Below are 24,807 nucleotides of genomic sequence, written 5' to 3'. Positions count from 1 at the left end.
CTAGCCCCCATGACCGGCCGCTTCGACACCCTGCCCCATCGCCGCGCGATCATCGATCGCCGTGTGCTGGCCGATGCCCTCACCGCGCTGGAGGGCGAGGACAAGGTCGCGCTGCGCCGCGAGGCGACCGCCATCCTCAAGGATTCGCTCGATGCCGGGCGCGCGGAAATCGCCCGGCGCCTGGTCGACTATCCCTCGCGCGGGCTTGAGGCAGCCGCGGCACAGGCCTTCCTGACCGATCAGATCCTGCGCCTGCTCTATGATTTCACCACGACCCGCCTCTACCGGCTGAGCAACCCGACCGCCGCCGAGCGCCTCACCCTGATCGCGGTCGGCGGCTATGGCCGCGGCGAGATGGCGCCCTATTCCGATATCGACATCGGCTTCCTCACCCCCTGGAGACAGACCGGCTGGGCCGAGCAGGTGATCGAGACCATGCTCTATGCGCTATGGGATCTCGGGCTGAAGGTCGGCCATAGCAGCCGCTCGCTCGACGAGATGGTGCGCCAGGCCAGGAGCGACGTGACGATCCGCACCGCCCTGCTTGAGGCGCGCTATGTCTGGGGCGACATGGCACTGTACGACGAGGCCGCGGCGCGCTTCCACGCCGACATTCAGGCGGGCACGGCGCGCCAGTTCATTGCGGACAAGCTCGCCGAGCGCGACGTGCGCCACAGGAAGATGGGCGACACCCGCTATGTCGTCGAGCCCAACGTCAAGGAGGCCAAGGGCGGGCTGCGCGATCTGCACACGCTCTTCTGGATCGGCAAATACGCCTATAACGTCACGGAGCCGGCCGAGCTGGTCGAAGCCGGCCTGCTCAGCCGTGACGAATATCGCCAGTTCCACCGCGCCGGCAATTTCCTCTGGGCGGTGCGCTGCCATCTGCACAGCGTCGCCGGCCGTGCCGAGGATCGCCTGACCTTCGACTTGCAGCGCGAGATCGCCGAGCGGATGCGCTTCGCCGATCGCCCCGGCAAATCGAGCGTCGAACGCTTCATGCAATATTACTTCCTGCAGGCGAAGACGGTGGGCGACCTCACCGGCGTGTTCCTTGCGCATCTCGATGAGAAATTCGCCGCGCGCGGTCGCCGTTTCGGGCTGCCCACGCTGCGCCGCGCGCCCGGCAAGCTCAACGGCTTCACGGTCGATCGCGGGCGGCTCGCCTTGCCGTCCGACGATTTCCTCCAGCAGCAGCCGGTGCGCCTGATCGAGATGTTCGCGCTGGCCGACAAGCACGGCATGGAAATTCACCCGCTCGCGATGCGCGCCGCCGCGCGCGATGCCAAGCTCGCCGACGACATCCGCCGCGATCCGGTGGCCAACACCCTGTTCCTGGACGTGCTGACGAGCCCGCGCGATCCGGAGACGGTGCTGCGCTGGATGAACGAAGCCGGCGTGTTCGGCCGCTTCGTGCCGGATTTCGGCAAGGTCGTCGCGCAGATGCAGTTCGACATGTACCATCACTACACCGTCGATGAGCACACGATCCGCGCCATCGGCCTGCTGGCGAAGATCGAGCGCGGCGATCTCAGCGAGGATCATCCGCTCTCCGCCGCGATCATGCAGCAGATCGTCTCACGCCGCGTGCTCTATGTCGCGGTGCTGCTCCACGACATCGCCAAGGGCCGCGGCGGCGATCACTCGCTGCTCGGCGCCGAAGTCGCCAACCGGCTCGGCCCGCGCTTCGGGCTGAACCCGGCCGAGACCGAGACCGTCGCGTGGCTGGTCCGCTGGCATTTGCTGATGTCGGCGACGGCGTTCAAGCGCGACCTGTCGGACTTCAAGACGATCCTCGATTTCTGCGAGATCGTGCAAAGCCCGGAGCGCCTTCGCCTGTTGCTCGCGCTGACCGTGGTGGACATCCGCGCCGTCGGCCCGGGCGTGTGGAACGGCTGGAAGCGCCAGCTGCTCTCCGATCTCTATGAATCCGCCGAGGAAGTGCTCCGCCTCGGCCACAAGCAGAAGGGCCGCAGCGAACGCATCGCCGCCAAGCAGGAAGCGCTGCAGGCAGCGCTCGGCTGGGACGATGCCCGCTTCGCCGCTTTGGTGAAGCGCCTGCCCGAACCCTATTGGGTCGCCGAGCCCGAGGATGTGCTGGTCCGCAACGCCCGCGTGATCGAGGAAGCCGGCTCGGCCCAGTTGTTCATCGCTGCGCAGGTCTATCCGGAGCGCGGCGCGACGCTCGTCACCGTCTATGCCGCCGATCATCCCGGCCTGTTCTACCGCATCGCCGGCGCGATCAGCGTGGCCGGCGGCAACATCATCGACGCGCGCATCCACACCACGCGCGACGGCATGGCGCTCGACAATTTCCTGGTCCAGGACCCGGTCGGCCGGCCGTTCGACGATGCCGCGCAGCTCCGCCGGCTGCGCAGCGCGATCGAGGATGCGCTGGCCAACCGCTCCCGCCTCGCCGACCGGCTGATGGCCAAGCCGCTGCCGCGCACCCGCGCGGAAGCGTTCGACATCGCCCCCAATGTGCTGATTGACAACCGCGCCTCGAACCGGTTCACCGTGATCGAGGTCAATGCGCGCGACCGGCCGGCGCTGCTACACCAGCTGGCGCACACACTATTCCAGTCGAAGGTGACGATCCACTCGGCCCATGTCGCGACTTATGGCGAACGCGCGGTCGATACATTTTACCTGACGGACCTGACCGGCGACAAGATTTCGGGGGGAACGCGCCTGAAGACGATCGAGAAACGCCTGCTCGATGCGGCGGCAGGCACACCGATGACGGAAGCCGCCTGACCTGACACGGGAGAAGCGACCATGCCGGTACTGGGAATTGGAGGATTGTTCTTTCGCGCCGAGGATCCGGACGGCCTGTCCGCCTGGTACCGCGAGCATCTCAACATCGGCCCCGGCTGCGTCGCCTCGGGCGACGCCACTCCCGAGGAATGGTCCTGGGCGACCGAGGCCGGCCCGGTAGTGTTCGCGCCGTTCAAGGCGACGACCGACTATTTCGCGGCCGACAAGCAATGGATGCTCAACCTGCGCGTCAGCGATCTCGATTCGCTGCTCGAACAGCTCAACGCGGCCGGCATCGACATCGAGACGCGCCCGGAATGGAACGACCCCGCGACTGGCCAGTTCGCCCGCATCCACGATCCCGAGGGCAATGCGATCGAGCTGTGGGAGCCCCCCACCCCGGCCTGACACGGCAACGGCCCGCTCCCTGTCGGGAACGGGCCGCTATCGTCGTCCGTCAGGCGATCAGAAGCGCTTGCGCAGCGTCACGCCGTACGTGCGCGGCTCGGCGAGGAAGGCGGAGAAGATCTGGTTGCCCACCGCATAGCTGGGCGACCCGAACTTCTGGACCTGGGACTGCGATCCGGCGCCCTGGAACGGCGCGTTGAAGGCAACCTGCTGATAGTCGGTGTTGAGCAGGTTCTGCGCCCAGACCTCCAGGCTCCAGTTCTGGTCGGGCCCGCGCAGGCCGACGCGCGCGTTCATCAGGAAGAAGCCGTCCTGCTCCTTTTCCACGAACAGGTCGGATCCGGTGTTGTAGTCGGAGCTCAACCGGCCATCGACATAGAACAGCGCGGTAAGCCCGCTCGTCCCGATCTCCGGCGTCCAGCTGGTCGACATCGTCACCACGTTGCGCGGCGCGTTCGACATTTGCTGGCCCGGCAGCAGCGCGAGGAACGGATCGAGCGCCTCGCCCGATTCGCTGCCGACCAGGTTGTTGCGATACTTGGTGTCGGCCAGCGTGTAGCCCAGGTTCACCGCGAAGTTGCGGGCTGGGTAAAACCCGGCCTCGATCTCCACGCCCTGGGAAAGCACGCCGTATTTCACGCCGCCGGTGCAGGCGCCGGTCTTGTCGCTGTTATCCCCGTCCGCCCCGTTCAGGTCGGCCTTACACGATCCGATGTTCTGGACGATGTAGTTGGTGCCGTTGAAGGTGTTGAGCTGGAAGTTGCTGAACTGCTGGCGGAAGCCGGCGACGTTCAGCGTGAAGCGGCGCGAGCTGTATTTGAAGCCGACTTCATAGGAATTGACCGTCTCGGGATCGAAGCGGAGCAGTGCCGCATTCGGGTTCGCGGTGGTCGAGGCGAGATAGGCCGGCCCGAGATCCGAGCGGTCGAGATTGTAGCCGCCCGCCTTGTAGCCACGCGAATAGCTCGCATAGACCATCAGCGCGTCGGTCGCCTTGTACGAGACGACGCCCGTGCCGGTGAACTCGCCTTCTTTCAGGCTGTCGTTGATCGTCTTGCCGCTGAGCGCCGCCGTCGAGTTGCCGGTGCAGCCCAGGGTGATGATCCCCGCCGCGGTGGAGGCGAGCGCCGGATTGGCCAGCAACCCGCCGAGCCCGCCCTGCGCGGTCCCCGCCTGCAACGCGCCGCAGATCGTGTTGTTGTTCTGGAAGCTGGCGTTGAAGTCCTTCTTCTCGCGCGTGTAGCGCAGGCCTGCGGTGATGCTCAGCCGGTCGGTGACCTTGAAGATGTTGTGCGTGAACGCCGCGAAATTCTCGCTGCGCTGGTTATAGACGTCCCTCGTGCTGCCCAAGTCGTTGAGCGTGCTCAGCCGGTTGATGTTGCCGATGACGAGCGGTGCCGCTGCGCCCAGCGCGTTGGTCAGAGTAAAGATGCCGGCCGCGCTGAGGCAGCCCGGCGCAGCGGGATTGCGCAGCGCCGCCAATGGGCTGAGGTTGGAGACGACGCGGCAGGCGGCGAACATGCCGTACTGCGTGCCGAACTTCAGGTTGTCGACCACCTGCAGCTTCTCGCGGCTGTAGTAGCCGCCGATCAACCAGTCGAGCTTGTCGTCGAACGCCGAACCCTGCAGCCGCAGTTCCTGGCTGAAGGTGTGGAACTGGCGATAATTGTTCCCGTCGTCCGGGCGATAGCCGATGTCGAGGCTGCCATAATCGATGTCGGACGCGCCGCCGGCCTTGTACTCGCGGTAAGCGGTGATCGACGTCAGCGAAGCGCCGCCGAAATTCCAGTCGATCTGGGCCGAGCCGCCATAATCCTTGGTCTTGTTGCTATAGGCACGACCCGGGCTGTTGGCGATCCGGCGGTTGTACGGATCGTTCGCGCTCGGGAAGACGGCGCCCATGCTCGTCATGATGTCGACGATGCGATTGCTCGCCGACACGGCATAGTCGCCGGGCACGCCGGGGGTCGGGTCGGTCTTCTCGCGCAGATCGACATAGACTGCGCCGCAGCACTTCTCGTCGCGATAGGTGTAGTCGCCGATCAGCCGCACCGACAGGTCGGAGCTTGGCTGGAACAGCAACTGGCCGCGCACGAAAGTGCGGTTGCGGTCATTATAGTCGGTGTCGTTGACGACATCCTTATAGAAGCCGTCGCGCTTGCCGTAGACGCCGTCCACGCGGAAGGCGAGCGTATCGGTGATCGGGCCGGTCACGGCGCCGGCGATGCGGATATTGTTGTAATTGCCGTAGCTCGCCTCGCCATAGCCGCCGAAGTCGAAGGCCGGCGCCTTGGTGATGACGTTGATCAGGCCGGCGCTCGCATTGCGGCCGAACAAGGTGCCCTGCGGCCCGCGCAGCACTTCGATCCGGTCGACTTCGCCGATGTCGTTGAGGCCGGAGCCAGTGCGGCTGCGATAAACGCCGTCGATGAACACCGCGACCGAGCTTTCCAGGCCGGGATTGTCGCCGACCGTACCGATCCCTCGAATGCGGGCCGAGGCATTGGCCTCGCTGCCCGTCGAGGACACGAGCAGCGACGGCGCGAGCTGCGCCAGCGCGCGGATGTCGGTTGCGCCGGAATTCTGCAGCGCCTGCTGGCTGACCGCGGAGACCGCGATCGGCACGTCGGACAGGCGTTCGGCGCGGCGCGTCGCGGTGACGATGATGTCGGCGCCGGTTTCGTCGACCGCGGTTTCCGGCGATGCGGCTGGCGCCTGCTGGGCGGCCGGCACGTCCTGCGCAAAAGCGGGTACGGCGATGGCGATGGCGGCAACTGACAGCATGAGCGCGGATTTACGCATTATGACATTCTCTCCAATATTTTTTCGATTTTTGGGTATCCTTATCGGATAGCCGCACAGGCGCGTGCGTCCATAGGCTCGACGACGATCGAGCGGTTTTTTGAATGTCGGTGATGCAGCGCAGCCACAAAAGGCCCGACCCGGCCGTGTCGGCCGTCGGGGTGACGCTACGGAATATGGGGGTGGGGCGCGTACGCCCGAAAAGTTCCGCGGCGAACCCGTCGCCGCGGAAAAATCTTTTACTTCGGCGCGAGGACCATCAGCATCTGACGGCCTTCCATGCGCGGATAGGCTTCGACCTTGGCAGTCTCGACGACATCGGCCTGGACGCGCTGGAGCAGCGCCATGCCGAGCTGGCCGTGGCTGAGCTCGCGACCGCGGAAGCGCAGGGTGATCTTCACCTTGTCGCCTTCGCCGATGAACTCGATCACCTTCTTCATCTTGGTGTCATAGTCATGGTCGTCGATGTTCGGACGCATCTTGATCTCCTTGATCTCCTGCGTCTTCTGCGACTTGCGCGCGAGGTTCGCCTTTTTCTGCGCCTCGTACTTGAACTTGCCGACGTCGAGGAACTTCGCGACGGGGGGATCGGCGTTGGGCGACACTTCGACGAGGTCGAGCCCGACGCTCTGTGCCTGCTCCATCGCTTCACGGGTGTACATGACACCGAGGTTCTCGCCGTCCTGATCGATCACGCGGACCTTGGGCGAGACAATGAATTCGTTGAAGCGCGGGCCGTTGAGCGGCACGGGCGCCCCTTGCGGGCGCCGGATCATGGGAGGACGGATAGGTACTGCTCCTTGGTTGTTGGACAGGGCGATATAGGGATTTTTCGTGTATTGGGGAAGATGCCCCCGGCTTTCGCCGGGAACATCCTGCAGATCGCCTAAAGATCGGGCGGGGTCGCGCCCTTCTTCAGCATGGCGACCGCTTCGTCGAGACTCAGAATCTGCTGCCGCTCGCTGCCGAGCTGGCGCAGCGCCACCGTCCCTTCTTCCGCCTCGCGCTTGCCGACGACAAGGAGATTCGGGACCTTGGCAAGGCTGTGCTCCCGCACCTTGTAGTTGATCTTCTCGTTGCGAAGATCGGTCTCCACGCGCAGCCCGGCGGCGGCGAGCTTCTCCGTCACCACCATCGCATAGTCGTCCGCGTCCGAGACGATCGTCGCCACCACTGCCTGCACCGGCGAGAGCCAGAGCGGGAAGCGGCCGGCATGATGCTCGATCAGGATGCCGATGAAGCGCTCGAACGTGCCGAGAATGGCGCGGTGGAGCATCACCGGGCGGTGGCGATTGCCGTCCTCACCGACATAGCTTGCGTCGAGTCGTTCGGGCAGCACCGTGTCCGCCTGGATCGTGCCGACCTGCCAGGTCCGGCCAATCGCGTCGGTCAGGTGGAATTCGAGCTTCGGCGCATAAAAGGCCCCCTCGCCCGGCAGTTCTTCCCAGCCATATTCCTCGGTCGCGCGGCCCGTCGCCTCGACCGCGTCGCGCAGGATCTGCTCGGCCCGATCCCACATCGCATCGTCGCCGAAGCGATTGTCCGGGCGCAGCGCCAGCTTGATCGCATATTTCTCGAAGCCGAGATCGCGATAGACGCTGTCGAGCAGGTCGCAGAACGCCTTGATCTCGTCGATCAGCTGGTCTTCGCGCGCGAAGATATGCGCGTCGTCCTGGGTGAACTGGCGCACCCGCATGATGCCGTGCAACGCGCCGTGCGGCTCGTTGCGGTGGCAGCAGCCGAATTCCGCCATGCGGATCGGCAGGTCCCGGTACGACTTGATGCCCTGGCGGAAGATCAGGATATGCGCCGGGCAGTTCATCGGCTTCAGCGCCATCAGGTCGGACTTGCCCGACAGGATCGGCGCCGCGTCGTCGGTCGAGGGAATCTCGTCCGGCACCACGAACATGTTCTCGCGGTACTTGCCCCAATGCCCGGACTGCTCCCACTGGCGCGCATCCATCAACTGCGGCGTCTTCACTTCGTCATAGCCGGCGGCATCGAGCCGGCGGCGCATATAGGCCTCGAGCTGGCGCCACAGGATGAAACCCTTGGGATGCCAGAACACCGATCCCTGCGCCTCGGGCTGAAGGTGGAACAGATCCATCTCCTGGCCGATCTTGCGATGGTCGCGCTTGGCCGCTTCTTCCAGGCGGAAGAGATGCTGGTCGAGCTGTTTCTTGTTCAGCCAGCCGGTTCCGTAGATGCGGCTGAGCATCGCATTGTTCTGGTCGCCGCGCCAATAGGCGCCGGAAACGCGCGTCAGCTTGAACGCCTGCGGATCGAGCTTGCCCGTGGAGGCAAGGTGCGGCCCGCGGCACATGTCGAGCCACGTGCCGGCCCGATAGACCGTCAGCGCTTCGTCACCCGGCAGTTCGGCGGCCCATTCGGCCTTGAACGTCTCGCCCTGCTGCCGCCACAGCGCGACCAGGTCGTCGCGCTGCCAAACTTCGCGCACGAGCGGCTCGTTGCGGGCGATGATGTCGCGCATCGCCTGCTCGATCGCGGGCAGGTCCTCCTCGGTGAACGGGCGGTCCCGACCATTAACTTTGGGGGGCGCGAAATCATAATAGAAGCCGTCGTCCGTCGAAGGGCCGAAGGTGATCTGCGTGCCCGGGAACAGCTTCTGCACGGCCTCGGCCAGGACATGCGCATAATCGTGGCGCGCGAGCTCGAGCGCATCCGCCTCGTCGCGCGACGTGACCAGGGCGAGGTGCGCGTCGCCCTCGAACGGGCGCATGATATCGCGCAAGTCGCCGTCGACGCGCGCCGCGATGGCGGCCTTGGCCAGGCCCGGACCGATCGCCGCGGCGATGTCCGCCGGGGTGGTCCCCGGGGCTACCTCACGGACGGAACCGTCGGGCAGCGTTATGCGGAACATCTCGGACATGACGAAATCGGTACTTTCTGACGTGTTGAAGGAGCGCGGCTTATGCACGCGTGACCTATATAGGCAAGTCGCCGGGCGATTCTAAGTAAAGGCCGACCTGCCAAGCGACCGGTCAGAAGCGGCCGAACGGCACCACCTTGTTCTCCGCATCATGCCCGATATCCGCGGGACCGAGCAGCGGGACGCCCATTTCGCGGCACCAGCGCTCGATCACCTGCGGCACATCCTCGGCAAAGGGCGGATCGTTCGGGATCACGTCGCTCACCCGCCCGATCCGGATTCCCGCGAGCCCCTTCAGCTGGGTGGCGTGCGCCATCTGGAACAGCATCCGGTCGATCCGGTAGAGCGGCTCGGAGATATCCTCGATCATCAGCACATGGCCGGCCAGATCGGGCAGCCAGGGCGTGCCGATCAGCGCATTGAGGATCGACAGGTTGAACGCGACCGCCGGCTCCTTGCCCAGGCTCGGCTCCAGCACGCGGCGGTTACCCTCAGTGAGCCAGGCCAGCGTCCGGGCGAAGGAGGCGCCGCCATCGGCGCGCCCGATATCGCTCACCAGCGGCGCGTGGACCGGCCGGCCGATCTTCGCCGCATAGAGCGCGCCGAGCACGAAACCGGCGTCGGAATAACCGCAATAGCTCTTGGCCGCCGCCGCCACCCCGAGCTGCGGCATCACCGCGGCGAGAATGCGGTTCGCGCCATAACCGCCCCGCGCGAACCACAGGGCGTCGATCTTCGGATCGTTGGCCATCTCCAGGAACGCCGCCGCGCGCGCTGCGTCTGGTCCGGCGAAATGGCCACCATCGCTCAGGAAGCATTGCGGATGGAAATCCAGCTGCACCGCTGGAAACCACAGCGCCGCGGCCGCGGCCGCGCGATCGGCGGTGGCCCGCTCTATCGGCCTCCCGGGCGCGACGATTCCGATCCGCATTGCCACCCTCTCGCTTGCCCCGATCCTCGAATCCCGCGATAGCGCGCAGCCATGCACGACGGCAAATCCTACTTCTTCGTCGGGATCGGCGGCAGCGGCATGATGCCGCTGGCGATGATCCTCGCCGGCACCGGCGCAAAGGTCGCCGGATCGGACCGGACGCTCGATCAGGACCGGCTTCCCGCCAAGTTCGCCGATCTGCGCGCCAAGGGCGTCGCGCTGTTCCCGCAGGACGGCAGCGGCATCGTTTCGGATCGCCAGATCGTCGTCGCCTCGGCCGCGGTGGAATCGACCGTCGCCGATATCGTGGCCGCCGATGCGGTCGGCGCGACCCGCATGAGCCGGGCTGATCTGCTCGCCCGGCTGTTCAACGCCGCGGCGCTGCCGATCGGCGTGGCCGGCACTTCGGGCAAATCGACCGTCACCGGCATGATCGGCTGGATCCTGCACGAAACCGGGCGCGACCCGACCGTGATGAACGGCGCGGTGATGAAGAATTTCGCGAGCGCCGATGCGCCCTTCGCCAGCGCGCTGGTCGGCGCCGGCGAGGCCTTTGTCAGCGAAGTCGACGAGAGCGACGGATCGATCGCGCTCTACTGGCCGCGCATCGCGGTGCTCAACAATGTCAGCCTCGATCACAAGTCGCTCGATGAGCTGCGCACGCTGTTCGGCGACTTCATCGCGCGGGCGGCGACCGCGGTGATCAACCTGGACAATGGCGACGGCGCGGCGCTGGCGATGACCCTGCCGCCCGAGCGCCGCCTGACCTTCCGCATCGGCGACGCACCCGGCGACGCGGCCGATCTCGTCGCGCTCGGCTTGGTCGAGCGGCCGTTCGGGGTCGATTTCAGCCTGTCGGAGCGCGGCGCGGCGCCGATCGCGGTGTCGCTGCAGGTGCCCGGCCGCCACAATGTCTCCAACGCGCTTGCCGCGATCGGAGCGGTGCGCGCGGCGGGCGTGCCACTGGCCGAAGCGGCGCGCGCGATCGGCGGCTTCACCGGGCTCAGGCGTCGGATGGATCTGGTCGGCACGGCGGACGATATCGCGGTGATCGACGATTTCGGGCACAACCCGGACAAGATCGCCGCCACGCTCGATACGCTCCACGCCTTTCCCGGCCGGCTGCTCGTCCTGTTCCAGCCGCATGGCTACGGCCCGCTCAAGGTGATGCGGCGCGAACTGGTCGCGACCTTTGCCGGCAAGCTCGGTCCCGACGACCTGCTCGTCCTACCCGATCCGGTCTATCAGGGCGGCACCGTCGCCCGCGAGGTGACCAGCGGCGATATCGTCGCCGATATCGCCGCCACCGGCCGCGCAGCGCTGCATATCCCGGCACGTGCCGCCGCGGCGGCGCATCTCGTGGCCCAGGCCCGCCCCGGCGACCGCATCGTCGTAATGGGCGCCCGCGACGATACGCTCAGTCAACTCGCCGCGGATATGCTGGCAATGATCGCGAACCGGGCTGCCAACCCGCCGCAGGCGTGATATCCTGGCTGCGCGCACAACCATGAGGCTAGCAATGTTCCGTCGCCTGTTCCTCGATCACCCGACCTCGGTCGGCGAAAGCTATGGCGAGCATTTCGGCGTCGCCTCCGGCTTCGGCCTGAAGATGATGTGGGGCGGCGCACGCTGCACGCTCCACGCAGTGCTGCCCTTCGTCTGGAAGACCGCCGGCAGCGACACCGTCGCCGCGCTCCACGCCGAACTCGTCACCAAGCGTAACGCGGCGCGTGCTGCGCAGACTCAGATGTCGACCGTCGAATATGTGATCTGACGGGCCGTCGTGGCCGCTAGCGCCCAACATACGACATTCACGCCACGCTCTTCGCTTTTCAAAAGCGGGCGCTAATTCAGCCTCTGCCTTTGGCTTGATCTGGGCCGATTGCCGACAGGACTATTTCAGGACGCTAGACGTTAAAGGCGGACGTTCATTCGAGATCTTGCGGAGCCGTTGAGACCCGTACCCAGTCATTTGGCGGCTCTTTGGGTTTCCCAGTTTCGGACGCCCGTTGATATGCTCAAGTGACTGATCGCGGCGTATCCATGGCGTTCGAGGTTCGCCGTGGAGTCCGCAGCCCACCTATTAGTCGGGGGTCCTTTTGCCTTCGCAACTTGGCCCCTCTCCGCGTATTTAAAGCGGTCTGCCCTCTATGGAGACGCTAATGTCCACTGCTTTGATCGAAGCCGAGATTAAGCGGTTTCTACGCGACAACCGCCCCGAGGTGCTCTGCATCAAAGGCAAGTGGGGCGTTGGAAAGACCTTCGCGTGGCGGAAGTGGCTTGCTGAGATTGGAGGGGACGGAACCCTGAAGTCCAAGAGTTATGCCTACGTCTCCTTGTTCGGGCTCAACTCGCTGGACAGTCTGAAATACTCGATCTTCGAAGCGACGGTTACCCCCGAGCACCTGCTTTCCGGGCCGGACGTATCGACGGTTAACGCGCTCGTCCGCAAGGGCTTTGACTTGGGGCGAAAGTCCAAGGGTTTTCTCGAGCCCATTCTGGCGCTGGCTGGTGCTAAGGATGGCGGCGAAGCCCTGTTTCGCAGCGCTTACATGCTCGTGAAGAATCAGTTGGTGTGCCTGGATGACCTGGAGCGCGCCGGTGAAGGCCTGGCGCAGCGGGACGTTCTGGGGCTTGCGTCGGCGCTCAAGGAGCAACGCAACTGCAAGGTGGTCCTGCTCCTCAACGACGAAGAGATGGCCCCTGACCAGAAGCAGGAGTTCGAGCGGCAGCTTGAGAAGGTCGTGGACGTTTCGCTCGTATTTGATCCGAACCCTCAGGAGGCCGCTGCAATCGCCCTATCCGGCAACACCGAATTGGAAGAGATGCTTCGCAAACGGACGATCATGCTCGGCATCGTCAACATCCGCGTCATTAAGAAGATCGAGCGATTGGCTGCTCGCCTCTGCGCGATCCTCGCAGCCACCAACAAGCAAGTGACCGAGCAAGCGGTAGCGTCTGTTGCACTAGGCGGCTGGGCCGAGTTGCAGCCGAACGAGGCACCGTCGTTCGAGACTCTGAAAAGTTACGACCGCCTCGTCATGTCTCTCAAAGCGGGCAAGGGCGACGATGAAGAGGAACGCCCCAAGTGGGCTGATCGTCTTGAGAACTACGACTTCACCCACGCCGATGATCTCGACCTAGTCATCTTCGATGGGGTCGAAAAAGGCTTCTTCGACGAGCAGAAGCTGAAGGATGCTGCGAAGGCGCTTGAAGTTTCCATTGCCCACAACTCTCGTGACAACTCCTACGCGAAGGCGTGGGATCAATACTGGCATGATCTCTCGGTACCAGACGACAAGCTGCTCAAGGACATTCAGAAGGGGGCGCTAGAAAACCTCGCGATCATCAATCCAGTCAACCTGAGTGGCACCGTCGGGTTGCTTCGCGAAACAGGTATGAACGCCGAGGCCGACGACCTGATTGATCGCTACGTGGAGGCGAGAAAGGACGAGGGGAAAGCATTCTTTGACCTTTACGAACATCACTTCATGGCCAGTGACGCACCCGATCCTAGGCTTGTCGCCGCGTTCGAGGCCAAGCGCGCAGCATTCGTAGACGCTCGCGACCCAAGTCAGGTTCTAATTCAAATCAGCGCGCAACAGGGATGGAGCGAAGAAGATGTTCAGCTTCTTGCATCGCTTACCGCTGAGCAACTGATAGCCATGTTCGACGCGATGAAAGGCCCCGAACTCAGGCGCTCGATCCAGTTCGCCCACACACTCGCCATGTCGGGCGTCGAACACGCGGAAACGCTCAGCAAGCGCCTTGCAGAGGCGATGAAGACAATGGCGGCAAGGTCTTACCAGACGGAGCGCCGGTTGAAGTCGTGGCGTGTTCGGCTTTGATCGACAGATAGAAACCCCCGCAATGTGCGGAGCTTGGTCATTGCCATTGATCGGGTTAATCGCCTTTACAGTCGCCCCTTGCGCTTGGATTGAACGCCTAGAAGGCGATCGAGCCTGGGTAGAATGGTTCGGAGGCAGGAAGCGCTTTGTGAACGTGCCGCTCGGCAACTTGAAGCTCGATAAGCCGCGGTCCGCTAAGATTAACGTTTTAGGCGATGCGATCTGGAGCTGAATGGTCCGAGAGCAGGTATCAGCCTACAAGCCTTGACTAATAATCAGAATGTTCTCTTATTGTCCCAGATAGGAGGACAGGGATATGGCAGACGAAAAGCGTGGCGGCGGCGGGCACCGCCCTTCACCCCCACAACAGCCAACGCCGCTTAACGACGGATACGGCAACAAGAGTCAGACTGGCCGCACTACATCCGAGCAAGCTCCCCCTTCTCGTCCGAAGAAGTGACGCAGGATGAGTTGGAGGAGTGCCGCTGGCAGCTACTATATCGCGCAGAGTACTCCTCTAGATATCATCGGCGGCGGGCGGCTTTCCTAAGCAACCTCGACACGCTATTCACCCTCATAACGATCGCCGCCGGCGCCTCGGCGTTCGGCGATGTGGTTGCTGGCTCGCCCGGCTGGCTCGCCAAGATGGGTGCCGCCACTGTCACCGTCATATCACTCATCCAAGTTATCTTGCGTCTCGGTCCTGCCGGAGCTGCGCACACTCAATGGATGAAGCGATGGAGCCGCCTGTATGCCGACATTTTCCTTCAGACCTCGCCGATGGCGGATGATGTTCGACGATGGACGGAGGAACGGGTGGCGATTGAAGAAGAGTGCATCGGAGAGCTTCGCGCGTTAGTGTTCGACTGTGAAGACGCAGCAGCGCGGGCGATGAGCATCCCGGGACGGCAGCATCGAATCATGAGGCTACAGCGGTTTCTCATCCATTTCGGCACCTTTCAACAGGAGTTTCCGCTTGTACCCGATCAGGGCCCGGTTTCCCCTCCCGCCTTGCCGGCCGAATAGCGCCCCCTCGTCGCGCGGAAGGGGGCTTGCGTTCCCATCACAACGATCCCCAAGAGCGGGGGACATTGTGTAATTTAATTAGCCCATCCTCCTGCAGAGTACGGAGTCGCCTGGGAGGTGCTCCAAGGCAGGAGGATGGCTAATTCAGTTACACAATGTTCCTGAACCTTCTCAGGCGCGTTTGAGCGAACCCGAAACGGGACATTTCCGATCTGCTGTGGTGTCGTTATGGCAATGGTCGAGCGAAAGGGTGAGACGAGCTATGGTGGCTTCGTTTTGGTTTGTTGAGGACCCCCATGAGAGCAGCGAAGTGCTTCAATGGTTCCGGGCGTTGTCCCAACCGCCGGAAGAAACCCTTACCGCAACAGGATATACTCTCTATTTCCGTCAAGCCGGACCGTTAGCCTTGAACAATGAGGGCACTATCGATGGACCAAGGTCACCGGTAGTCACGGTAATCCTTCCAATCATTCGTCGCGGCGTTATGTGGACCACTGGATCAGTCCATTTCTTGCCAATGCCTGTAAGTCAGTTTCCCGACATCGCGAAGACCAGAAAACTGTTCACTCGCTGGATCGAGGAACGGCCGCTAGCTTATGATCCGCGCATCAATGCTGAAAAGCCATTTGCATACTACCTCGAAGGCTCTTCCGCGAATAGAGGCCCTTTATATGGCCTGCCGAGCGGCATGATGGCCCTCTCACGCGGACAGTTTTTCGTGGATGAACTCGACAACGACTTCGTACTTGATCGAGTATGTCGAACCTTGAGGTTGCGCGGCGTCGAATGCGAGCCGTAGAGTAATGTCGCTTCACGGCTGACCTCGTACCCAGCCGTTAAAGCGATGCGAGTGTCGGCTTTCCGGGATGCGTCACGGAAAGCTGTCCGTCGCCTTCCACCACTTATCACCGCTCCGCCTCCCAGCTCACGCCCCCCGTTCCAACCGCCCGGATTCCCGGCAATTCGCCCTCCACGCGAACAATAATACTTATGTACAAAAGCCAATCCGCCGGCTTCTGCGTTTGATACGCCCATGTCAGGAACCCTTTCCCGCGCCGCCCAGCCGGCACCGCCCAGCGATACGATCAGCGGCACGCTGACCTTCGCGATGGCGGCGACGGCCGGCGTGGCGGTCGCCAACATCTATTATAATCAGCCGATGCTCGGCGTGATGGAACGGGACCTGCCCGGCAGCCTCACCGGCTTCGTCCCGACCGCAACTCAGCTTGGCTATGCGGCGGGTCTCTTCCTGCTGGTCCCGCTGGGGGATCTGGTCGAGCGCAAGCGGCTGATCCTCGTCCAGTTCCTCGTGCTCGCCATCGCCCTCGTCGTTGCGGCGCTCGCGCCCACTGCCGCCCTGCTCCTGGTGGCATCCTTGCTGCTCGGTGCGGCATCGACCGTCGCGCAGCAGATCGTTCCCCTGGCCGCCCATCTGGCCGCACCCGAGAAGCGAGGCGCGACCGTCGGCAAGGTAATGGCGGGGCTGTTCTGTGGAATCCTGTTGAGCCGCACCCTCGCCGGCTTCGTCGCGTCCCATGCCGGCTGGCGGGAAATGTACTGGCTGGGCGTGCCCATGGCGCTCGGCGCCTGTGCCTGGCTGGCGCTGCAGCTGCCCCGCAGCCAGCCGGAGACCGGGCTGACCTATGCCGGACTGATGCACTCCCTGATCGGGCTGTGGCGGGAATTCGGCGCGTTGCGCCTTGCCGCGGTGACTCAGGCGCTGATCTTTGCCGCCTTCACTGCCTTCTGGACGATCCTGGCGTTCCAGCTGCAGCAACCCCGCTTCGGCCTTGGCGCGGAGATCGCCGGGCTGTTCGGCATCGTCGGCGCGGTGGGCATCCTCGCCGCGCCGATCTCCGGGCGCATGGCGGACAAGCGTGGCCCGAAACAGGCGATCATCCTTGGCGCCGTGCTCACCCTGATATCCTGGATCATATTCGGCCTCTGGGTATCGCTCGCGGGCCTGGTCGTCGGCGTGATCGTGCTGGATTTTGCCGTCCAGGCAGCGCTCATCTCCAACCAGCATGTCGTCTATGCGCTGCGCCCCGAAGCACGCGCGCGGCTCAACACCATCTTCATGGGCGCGATGTTCCTGGGCGGCGCGGCCGGCTCGGCTCTGGCGACCCAGGCCTGGATTGCCGGAGGATGGAGCGCGGTCGCCCTGCTGGACGGGGCGCTCTCCCTGGCCGCCGTTCTCGTGCAGTTGGCCAGCCATGCCGGTAAGCGTTGAACGCCGATCCCATCCCGTCATGCCCTCCAGCTCAGGAACAGGCTCATGAACCCCTTTCCCCGCGACATCTTCACTGAAACGGCGGACGTCGATCCAAACACGCTGGCCAATCTCGGGCCGCTGCTACCGCTGGCGGGGACATGGCGCGCGAAAAAAGGGGCCGACGTCGCGCCCAAGCCCGACGGCCCGGAGCGCCGCGAGTTCATCGAGCACATCAGTTTCGAGCCGATCGATCCGCAATCCAACGGACCGCAGCTGCTCTACGGCCTGCGCTATCACATCCACATCACCACCGTCGAAGAGGACATCACCTTCCACGATCAGGTCGGCTATTGGCTGTGGGAGCCCGCCACCGGCCTGATCCTGCAGACGCTGGCGATCCCGCGCGGGCAGGTGCTGCTCGCCTCGGGCCAGGGCAAGCCGGGCGACACCGGCATCACGGTCACCGCAACGCGGGGCGAGACGAACTACGGCATCTGCTCGACCGATTTCCTGGAATATGGTTTTCGCACTGACGCCTATCGCATCGCCATCGACTTCAACGCCGATGGCAGCTGGAGCTATGACATCGAGACGACGCTCACCGTGCACGGCGCGACGGAGCCCTTTGTGCATCATGACCAGAACACGCTGCACCGCATCGGTGAAGCCAGGCCGAACCCATGGGCACAGATTCTTGCCAGGCGAGCGCCGAAAGCCGGTGCGTCCCCAACCGGCTGAGCTTGCGACCGCGCCAACACGACACAGAGACGAGGAATGACCGATGACCCGCTGCACCCACATGGCCACCATCCATGACGTCGTCCCCAGCGCCGCCGGTTGCGAGGAATGCCTGAAGATCGGCAGCTGGTGGGTGCATCTGCGGCTATGCCGGGAGTGCGGTCATGTCGGCTGTTGCGACCAGTCCCCCAACCAGCACGCCACGAAGCATTTCCACGCGACCGCTCATCCCATCATGGAAGGCTATGACCCGCCCGAGGGCTGGGGCTGGTGTTATGTCGATGAGACCGAGGTCGATCTGCCCGACCAGACGCCCCATCCCGGCCCCATTCCGCGGTTCGTGTAGGGCGCGCCGCTTACAACAGCTTGTCCAGCGTGATCGGCAGCTCCCGGATGCGCTTGCCGGTCGCGTTGAACACGGCGTTGGCGACGGCCGCAGCCACGCCGGTGATGCCGATCTCGCCGATCCCGCGCGCGCCGAGCGGCGATCGCGGATCCGGGATGCCAGTCCACATCACTTCGATCTCCGGTACGTCGAGATGCGCCGGGATGTGATAATCGGCCAGCGACGCGTTCATGATCCGCCCGCTGCGTTCGTCGAACAGCGTCTCCTCCGTCAGCGCCAGGCCAAGGCCCATGATCATCCCGCCCCGGAACTGGCTGGCCGCGGTCTTCGGGTTGAGAATGGTGCCGCAGTCGAACGAGCCTAGCAGCCGGTCGACGCGGATCTCGCCGGTGACGGCACTGACCCGGAGTTCGCAGAAGATCGCCGAGGAGCTGTGCATCGCGAATTTCATCATCTCGAGCGGCGGCGTTCCCGATGCGGTGACGCTCAGTGAGTCCCGCCCGGCGCGCGCGAGGATCGATCGATAGCTTTCATGGCGCGCCGGCTCCTCGATCCCGGCCACGCCTTCATCGATCAGGCGGACCTCGCCCGCGCGCAGGCCGGCGAGCGGGCTGTCATTACCGGCAAGACGCAGCAACTCGCCCAGCAGCTTCTCCGAGGCTGCGACGACCGCCCCCGCCATCGACACGGTCTGCGCGGACCCGCCCGCCATCGGCGCTGCCGGCAACGCTGAATCACCCATCTCGACCGTGATCGCCTCCAGCGGCAGGCCGAGCCGGTCTGCGGTATGCTGCGCCTGGACGGTCGCCGTGCCCATGCCCATCTCCTGCGCCGAGCAGGACACGGTGACCGATCCGTCGCTGCGCAGGGTGAGACGGACGCTTGCCCCCGGCATCCGGACATAGGGGAAGCTGCCGGTCGCGCAGCCCATGCCGATACGCCATTCTCCCTCGGATCGTGCCCCCGGCTCGGCCTGCCACTGGTCCCAGCCGAAGCGTGCCGCCCCGTCGGTATAGGCCTGGTGCAGCGCGTGCTGCGAAAAGGGGGCGCCCGATATCGGGTGCCGGTCGGGCGTGTTGCGCAGGCGCAGCGCGATCGGATCAGTACCCATCGCGTGCGCCAGCTCGTCGACCGCGCTTTCGACCGCGAAGCTGCCGATCGCTTCGCCCGGCGCGCGCATGAAGGTGTTCGGCACGATATCGAGATCGACATGCTGCTGAAGGATCTCGTAGCTCTTCGCACTGTAGAGCGCGCGGGAGCCCAACGTATATTGCTCCGGGCAGGCGCCATAAGGTGGCATGACCGAATAGCCGCTGTGGACAAACGCGGTGAAGTTGCCCTGCGCATCGGCGCTGATCGCCACGCGCTGCTCGGACGGGGTGCGCCCGCCGATGATGCGGTAGACACCCTCGCGGCTCAGCATCAGGCGCAGCGGGCGACCGACCAGCCTGGCCGCCGCGATGGCGACGACATGATGATCCCACAGCCCCTTGCCGCCGAAGCCGCCGCCGACGAACGGCGAGAGCACACGTACCTGGCCCTTCTTCAGCCCGAAGAGCTTGGCGAGCGCATTGGCGCTCGGCGCGACCATCTGGGTCGTGTCGTGCACGATCAGCGACTCGTCTTCCCATGCCACCGTGACGACATGGAGCTCGATCGCATTATGGTTGTGGCCGGGCGTGCGATACACATTGTCGGTCCGGTGCGGCGCCTTGCCCAGCGCGCGTTCGGCATTGCCGATCGAGACATGGTTCTTCTCGATCAGGATCGATGCCGGCGTCCGGGCCGTCGCTTTCGCCGCTTCGAAGCGGGTGTTGCCGGCGTCGACCGCATAGTCGATCGCGATCAGCGACGCCGCATGATCCGCCTGCTCCTGCGTCTCCGCCACCACCAGCGCGACGACTTGGCCGTTATAGCGGATCTCCGCGTCCTGCAGGATCGGCAGGCTGCTGTTACCGACGGCTGTCAGGTCGGTCATGCTGATCAGCGGTACGCTGCCGATGCGCGGCATGTTGCGGTACGTCATCACCAGGATCACCCCGGCTGCCGCCTCGGCGGCGCTGGTGTCGAGGCGCGTGATCCGCCCGCGCGTCACCGGGCTGTGCACCAGCGTGGCGTAGCTCAACCCCTCCATCGCGACTTCGGCGGCGAAGCGGGCCTGTCCCGTCACCTTGACCGGGCCGTCCAGCCGCGAGGCCTGGCGCCCGATCGCCGCGCGGCGATCGATCAGCGGATCGGGGGAACCACCCGGCAGCCACTGCGCCGGGACCCAGCCAAGCACGGTCCTGACCGAGCCGATGACGACATTCTGGACCCGGCTCATCGATCGCTCCCGCTCAGTTCGGTGAGGACGGCGACCAGCGTCCGCTGCGCCAGCGCCACCTTGAATCCATTGCCCGCCAGCGGCTCGGCCGCCGCGAGTTCGTCGGCGATTGCCGCCGCGAATGCCTCGGCATCCGGCGGACTGCCGCGTAGCGCCGCCTCGGCGCCGAACGCACGCCACGGCCTGGGCGCGATGCCGCCGAACGCGATCCTGACCTCGTCGATCAGCCCGTCCCGCACCGTCACGCCCGCCGCCACCGATACCAGGGCGAAGGCGAAGCTCGCCCGGTCGCGCACCTTGCGGTAGCGCTGGCGGGCGACCGGCGATGGCGGGATCTCGATCGCGACGATCACCTCGCCGATGTCGAGCAGCGTCTCAAGATCGGGCCGGTCGCCGGGCAGGCGGTGGAACTCGGCGACGGCGATGGTCCTGACTCCGGCAATGCCAGCGACATGCACACGCGCGTCGAGCGCCGCGAGCGCCACGCACATGTCCGAAGGGTTGGTGGCCACGCAGGAGGACGAGGCGCCGAGAATGGCATGATAGCGGTTGAACCCGCCGATCGCATCGCAGCCGCTGCCCGGCGCGCGCTTGTTGCACCGCGAGCCGGCGACGTCATTGAAATAGGCGCAGCGCGTGCGCTGCATCAGGTTCCCGGCGACCGTCGCCATGTTGCGGACCTGCGCCGAAGCGCCCGACAGGATCGCCCGGGCCAGCATCGGATAGCGCGTGCGGACCAGCGGATGGGCTGCGACGGCGCTGTTGCGCGCGGCAGCGCCGATCACCAGGCTGCCGTCGTCTGCCAGTTCGATCAGGTCGGACAGGCCCGTCACGTCGATCAGCTGCGTCGGCTGCTCGACGCCCTTGCGCATCAGGTCGACCAGGTTGGTGCCGCCGCCCAGCAACCGGTGCCCGGCCGCGCCGGCCAGCCGCGCGGCGTCGCTCGCCGAAGCGGCGCGGACATAGCTGAGCGGGGTCATGCCGCGCGCTCCGACGCGACCTGCAGGATGGCATCAACAATACCGTTATGCGCGCCGCAGCGGCACAGATTGCCGCTCATCCGCTCGCGCACTTCCTCCCGCGACAGCAGGATCCGCTCGCCGACCAGATCGGCGGTGACGTAGCTCGGAATGCCCGCTTCGACTTCGCGCAGCATCGCCGCCGCTGCGCAGATCTGGCCCGGCGTGCAATAACCGCACTGAAACCCGTCATGCGCGATGAACGCCGCCTGCAGCGGATGCAGGTCCTCGGCGCTGCCCAGCCCCTCGATCGTCGTGACGGATCGCCCATCGGCCTGCACGGCCAGCGTTAGACAGGACAGCACGCGCTCGCCATCGATCAGCACGGTGCACGCCCCGCACGCGCCCTGGTTGCAGCCGATCTTGGTGCCGGTCAGCTGCAGGCGGTCGCGCAAAAGATCCAGCAGGGAGACCCGCGCATCCTCTGGCGGCGCAACATCGGTGCCGTTGATTCGTATCGCCATTCGCGTCCCATCCCTGTGCCGGCCCGTCGCCGGCCGCGAACGCGACAACCGCGCTCATCCCAAGAATAGTACGAATATCGTATTATTCAATCGTCGTGATATACGATTTTCGTAATCATCGCGATGAACTGGTCCCGTTCGACGGCCGACAGCGGCTCGAGCATCCGCCGCGAGATGTCGCGGTGTGCCTGCACCTGTGCGGAAGCATAGGTTTCACCTGCCCTGGACAGCCGCAGCGCGACGGCGCGACGATCTCCCTCGACGCGATCCCGATTGAGCAGGCCACGCTTCACGAGGCGATCGGTGGCCGAGGAAATCGTCGTGTTCGGCACGGCCAGGAATCGCGCGATATCGGACGGCCCGCACGCCGGATGCCCGGCGACGTACAGCAAAGTCTGCTTGTCGAGTTCGTTGAGCTGCTTCTCGGCGCCGATCGCCTCGGCCAGCTTGTAGCGGCGCGTGAAGGTCTCGAACGCGGCGCCAAGCGTGGCAAGCTGGTCGGTGGTCGGCTCGGTCATGAACGGCGCATACCGCGCTCCGGCCTTATGTTACAGTCGTGTTGATGGGCCATCGCCGGTTGAAACCTGCGGACGGCGATCCGTAACGCCGAGCGCCGCCGCGAGGACGCCTTCAGCCACACGCCTCCGCCCGACCAAGCAGGAACGCCCGCTCCCGCGCGTTGCGGGTGAGCTTGGCCGCCGCCTCGAATTCAGCACGCGCCTCGGCCGGCCGGCCGGCGCGGAACAGGAAGTCGCCCCGCGCCGCCGGCAAGGGCGCATAAGCGCTGAGCGCAGCGGCGTCCGCGATCCCGTCAAGCAACCGCAGGCCCGTCTCCGGCCCGAACGCCATGCTGTGGGCGACCGCGCGATTGAGCTCGACCACCGGCGAGGGCATCACCACGCGCAACTGGTCGTACAGCGCCGCGATGCTGACCCAATCGGTGTCGGCAGCCCGTTTCGCCCGCGCATGACAGGCGGCCAGCGCCGCCTGCAAGCCATAGGGGCCCAGGCCTCCAGCCGCTTCGCCAAGCGCCTCGGCACGGGCCAGCGCATCGAGGCCATGGCGGATCAGCAACTGGTCCCAACGTCCACGATCCTGCTCGGTCAGGGTCAGCAGCGCGCCGTCGGGCCCGGTGCGGGCCGCCAGGCGCGATGCCTGAATCTCCATCAGGGCGACCAGACCGAGCACTTCTGCCTCCCCCGGCATCAGCACCGCCAGCATCCGGCCAAGCCGTTGCGCCTCGCGGCACAGGTCCGGCCGGATGAGATCGTCGCCCGCCGTGGCGGCATAGCCTTCGTTGAAGATCAGGTAGATCACCTCGAGCACCGAGGCGAGCCGCGCCGCCCGCTCGGCGCCGCGCGGGACTTCGAAGCCAAGCCCGGCCTTGCCGATCGTCTTCTTCGCCCGGACGATGCGCTGCGCGATCGTCGCTTCGCTCGACAGGAATGCCCGGGCGATCTCGTCCGTCGTAAGGCCGCCGACGATCCGCAGCGTCAGCGCGGCGCGGGCATCGGCCGAAAGGATCGGGTGGCACGCCGTGAAGATCAGGCCGAGCAGCTCGTCGCCGGCATCGTCGTCCCCGCCCAGACGCACTTCGGGCTCGGCGACCGCGTCGTCCAGCTCGCGCGCGATCTCCGCATGCTTGCGCTCGCGCATCGTCTCGCGCCGCATCGCGTCGACGGCGCGGTTCTTTGCGACCGCCATCAGCCAGGCGCCGGGATTGCCCGGAACGCCGCTCCGCGGCCATTCCGTCAGGGCAATGACGAGGGCGTCCTGCGCCAGTTCCTCGGCGCGGTCGACATTGCGCGTGAAGCGGGCAAGGCCCGCGATGAGCCTGGCCCGCTCGATGCGGAAGATCGCTTCGATCGCCTGATGCGTCTCGCCTGCAGCCATGCCGCCTTTTCGACCAGCGCCCTGCGGGAGGCAAGCCGACCTTCAGGCTACTGGATTTCCCGATCCATCCCGATATATGATCCGTATACGAATCATATACGGAGCAGATCATGGGCCTGGTGAATATTGACGACGAGCTTCACGCTCAGGTGCGCAAGGCCAGCACCGTGTCGTTCCGGTCGATCAATGCCCAGGCGGCGTTCTGGATCAAGGTCGGCATGCTGTGCGAAACCAATCCCGCGCTGAGCTTCAACGAGATCGTCCGGCGCGAGCTTGATGCGGCGGGCGTCGCCACTCAGCCGCTGCTGGTGAAGGCGGCATGACGAAGCGGCCGGACGAGATCGCATTGATGACGGAATCCGGTCGCCTGCTGGCGTCGGTGTTCCAGTTTCTCGATGGCCTGTCCCTCGCCGGCATGTCCACGCTCGACGTCGATACCGCAGCCGAGAGCTTCATCGTCCAGCAATTGAAGGCAAGGCCCGCCAGCAAGGGCCAATATGGCTATGAATTCGCCATTAATTCATCCGTGAACCAGGTGGTTTGCCACGGAGTCCCCTCCTCGTCCGACATCCTCCGGGACGGGGATATCGTGAACTTCGACATCACGCTGGAGAAGAGCGGCTATATCGCCGATTCGAGCAAGACCTACCTCGTCGGAACGGTCAGGCCCGCCGCCGCGCGGCTGGCCCGGGTCACCCATGAGGCGCTGTGGCAGGGCATCGGCCAGGTCCGGGCCGGCGCGCGGCTCGGCGATATCGGCTGGGCGATCGAACGCCACGCCAAGCGCAACGGCTATTCGGTCGTGCGGGAATATTGCGGGCACGGCATTGGCCGGGAAATGCACGAAGAACCGCAGGTCCTGCATTTCGGCAAACCAGGCACCGGCCTGGTGCTGCGCGAGAACATGGTCTTTACGATAGAGCCGATGCTCAACCAGGGGCGGCGCAGCGTGAAGACCGAAGCCGATGGCTGGACGGTCGTCACCAGCGACGGATCGCTCTCGGCACAATTCGAACACACCGTCGCCGTCACCGCGACGGGCGCCCGGGTGCTCACGCTGCGGCCCGACGAGCTTCCCATGGCGCGGAAGTTCAGGCTGGCGGCATAGCGTAGCGGCGGCGATCGGCGCGCCGCCCTTCGCAAGCGCCCC

General features: G+C 65.1%; 21 protein-coding genes. 12 read left to right on the top strand and 9 right to left on the bottom strand.

Annotation, left to right across the window (positions count from 1 at the left end; translation table 11 throughout):
- Window positions 1–9: 9 nt before the first annotated feature.
- Both U1769_RS23850 and U1769_RS23845 read left to right on the top strand, forming a co-directional pair.
- Window positions 10–2,757, top strand: coding sequence for a [protein-PII] uridylyltransferase (locus tag U1769_RS23850; RefSeq protein ID WP_332720655.1), 2,748 nt, complete (start codon window positions 10–12; stop codon window positions 2,755–2,757).
- 21 nt (window positions 2,758–2,778) lie between these two features.
- A complete protein-coding gene (locus U1769_RS23845) occupies window positions 2,779–3,165 on the top strand; it encodes a VOC family protein (protein WP_332720654.1) in 387 nt (128 codons plus the stop codon).
- A 57-nt stretch (window positions 3,166–3,222) separates the two neighbouring features.
- On the opposite strand, the gene U1769_RS23840 is transcribed toward U1769_RS23845, so the two are convergent.
- The 4 genes from U1769_RS23840 to U1769_RS23825 all read right to left on the bottom strand — a co-directional run bounded on the left by U1769_RS23840 (window position 3,223) and on the right by U1769_RS23825 (window position 9,788).
- Window positions 3,223–5,967: a TonB-dependent receptor gene (locus U1769_RS23840; protein WP_332720653.1), complete on the bottom strand. Its 2,745-nt coding sequence runs from the start codon at window positions 5,965–5,967 to the stop codon at window positions 3,223–3,225.
- A 239-nt stretch (window positions 5,968–6,206) separates the two neighbouring features.
- A complete protein-coding gene (infC, locus tag U1769_RS23835) occupies window positions 6,207–6,743 on the bottom strand; it encodes a translation initiation factor IF-3 (RefSeq protein ID WP_299913759.1) in 537 nt (178 codons plus the stop codon).
- A 110-nt stretch (window positions 6,744–6,853) separates the two neighbouring features.
- Window positions 6,854–8,857, bottom strand: a complete 2,004-nt coding sequence (gene thrS, locus U1769_RS23830; protein WP_332720695.1) for a threonine--tRNA ligase — start codon at window positions 8,855–8,857, stop codon at window positions 6,854–6,856.
- A gap of 112 nt (window positions 8,858–8,969) precedes the next feature.
- Window positions 8,970–9,788, bottom strand: coding sequence for an LD-carboxypeptidase (locus U1769_RS23825; RefSeq protein ID WP_332720652.1), 819 nt, complete (start codon window positions 9,786–9,788; stop codon window positions 8,970–8,972).
- Window positions 9,789–9,839: 51 nt separating this feature from the next.
- On the opposite strand from U1769_RS23825, the gene U1769_RS23820 reads away from it, so the two are divergent.
- The 8 genes from U1769_RS23820 to U1769_RS23785 all read left to right on the top strand — a co-directional run bounded on the left by U1769_RS23820 (window position 9,840) and on the right by U1769_RS23785 (window position 17,958).
- On the top strand, window positions 9,840–11,273 hold the full coding sequence (locus tag U1769_RS23820; protein ID WP_332720651.1) for a glutamate ligase domain-containing protein: 1,434 nt from the start codon (window positions 9,840–9,842) through the stop codon (window positions 11,271–11,273).
- Between the two features lie 34 nt (window positions 11,274–11,307).
- Window positions 11,308–11,562 carry a DUF6356 family protein gene (locus U1769_RS23815; protein WP_332720650.1) on the top strand — a complete coding sequence of 85 codons (255 nt, stop codon included), beginning with the start codon at window positions 11,308–11,310 and terminating at the stop codon, window positions 11,560–11,562.
- Between the two features lie 388 nt (window positions 11,563–11,950).
- The gene (locus U1769_RS23810; RefSeq protein ID WP_332720649.1) at window positions 11,951–13,636 is read left to right on the top strand and encodes a hypothetical protein; all 1,686 of its coding nucleotides are present in this window, start codon (window positions 11,951–11,953) and stop codon (window positions 13,634–13,636) included.
- Window positions 13,637–14,092: 456 nt separating this feature from the next.
- Window positions 14,093–14,662: a hypothetical protein gene (locus tag U1769_RS23805; protein ID WP_332720648.1), complete on the top strand. Its 570-nt coding sequence runs from the start codon at window positions 14,093–14,095 to the stop codon at window positions 14,660–14,662.
- A 262-nt stretch (window positions 14,663–14,924) separates the two neighbouring features.
- Entirely contained in the window at window positions 14,925–15,461 is a 537-nt protein-coding gene (locus tag U1769_RS23800) for a hypothetical protein (protein WP_332720647.1), read from the top strand.
- Between the two features lie 234 nt (window positions 15,462–15,695).
- Window positions 15,696–16,892, top strand: a complete 1,197-nt coding sequence (locus tag U1769_RS23795) for an MFS transporter (protein ID WP_443030450.1) — start codon at window positions 15,696–15,698, stop codon at window positions 16,890–16,892.
- 45 nt (window positions 16,893–16,937) lie between these two features.
- Window positions 16,938–17,612 (top strand): FABP family protein, encoded by a 675-nt coding sequence (locus U1769_RS23790; protein WP_332720646.1) that lies wholly within the window; start codon window positions 16,938–16,940, stop codon window positions 17,610–17,612.
- 43 nt (window positions 17,613–17,655) lie between these two features.
- Window positions 17,656–17,958 carry a UBP-type zinc finger domain-containing protein gene (locus U1769_RS23785; protein ID WP_332720645.1) on the top strand — a complete coding sequence of 101 codons (303 nt, stop codon included), beginning with the start codon at window positions 17,656–17,658 and terminating at the stop codon, window positions 17,956–17,958.
- A 10-nt stretch (window positions 17,959–17,968) separates the two neighbouring features.
- Here U1769_RS23785 and U1769_RS23780 read toward each other — a convergent pair whose 3' ends face one another.
- From U1769_RS23780 to U1769_RS23760, 5 genes are all read right to left on the bottom strand, one after another.
- Window positions 17,969–20,281, bottom strand: a complete 2,313-nt coding sequence (locus U1769_RS23780; RefSeq protein ID WP_332720644.1) for a xanthine dehydrogenase family protein molybdopterin-binding subunit — start codon at window positions 20,279–20,281, stop codon at window positions 17,969–17,971.
- Complete coding sequence (locus tag U1769_RS23775; protein WP_332720643.1) at window positions 20,278–21,261, bottom strand: FAD binding domain-containing protein; 984 nt, start codon at window positions 21,259–21,261, stop codon at window positions 20,278–20,280. Before U1769_RS23775 ends, U1769_RS23780 begins: the two co-directional genes overlap by 4 nt.
- Window positions 21,258–21,764: a 2Fe-2S iron-sulfur cluster-binding protein gene (locus tag U1769_RS23770; RefSeq protein ID WP_332720642.1), complete on the bottom strand. Its 507-nt coding sequence runs from the start codon at window positions 21,762–21,764 to the stop codon at window positions 21,258–21,260. Before U1769_RS23770 ends, U1769_RS23775 begins: the two co-directional genes overlap by 4 nt.
- Before the next feature lie 86 nt (window positions 21,765–21,850).
- The gene (locus tag U1769_RS23765) at window positions 21,851–22,282 is read right to left on the bottom strand and encodes a MarR family winged helix-turn-helix transcriptional regulator (protein WP_332720641.1); all 432 of its coding nucleotides are present in this window, start codon (window positions 22,280–22,282) and stop codon (window positions 21,851–21,853) included.
- A gap of 112 nt (window positions 22,283–22,394) precedes the next feature.
- Window positions 22,395–23,657, bottom strand: a complete 1,263-nt coding sequence (locus U1769_RS23760) for an RNA polymerase sigma factor (RefSeq protein WP_332720640.1) — start codon at window positions 23,655–23,657, stop codon at window positions 22,395–22,397.
- Window positions 23,658–23,767: 110 nt separating this feature from the next.
- Between U1769_RS23760 and U1769_RS23755 the strand changes: the two genes are divergently transcribed.
- A complete protein-coding gene (locus U1769_RS23755) occupies window positions 23,768–23,980 on the top strand; it encodes a ParD-like family protein (protein WP_332720639.1) in 213 nt (70 codons plus the stop codon).
- Window positions 23,977–24,765: a type I methionyl aminopeptidase gene (gene map / locus U1769_RS23750; protein ID WP_332720638.1), complete on the top strand. Its 789-nt coding sequence runs from the start codon at window positions 23,977–23,979 to the stop codon at window positions 24,763–24,765. The genes U1769_RS23755 and map overlap by 4 nt, the downstream gene beginning before the upstream one ends.
- Window positions 24,766–24,807 lie beyond the last annotated feature (42 nt).

The organism is Parasphingomonas zepuensis (assembly GCF_036663735.1).
In the GTDB taxonomy this organism is placed as follows: Bacteria; Pseudomonadota; Alphaproteobacteria; order Sphingomonadales; family Sphingomonadaceae; genus Sphingomonas.
The sequence above is the reverse complement of the archived record's forward strand: the minus strand, read 5'-3'. Positions and strand labels throughout refer to the sequence as shown.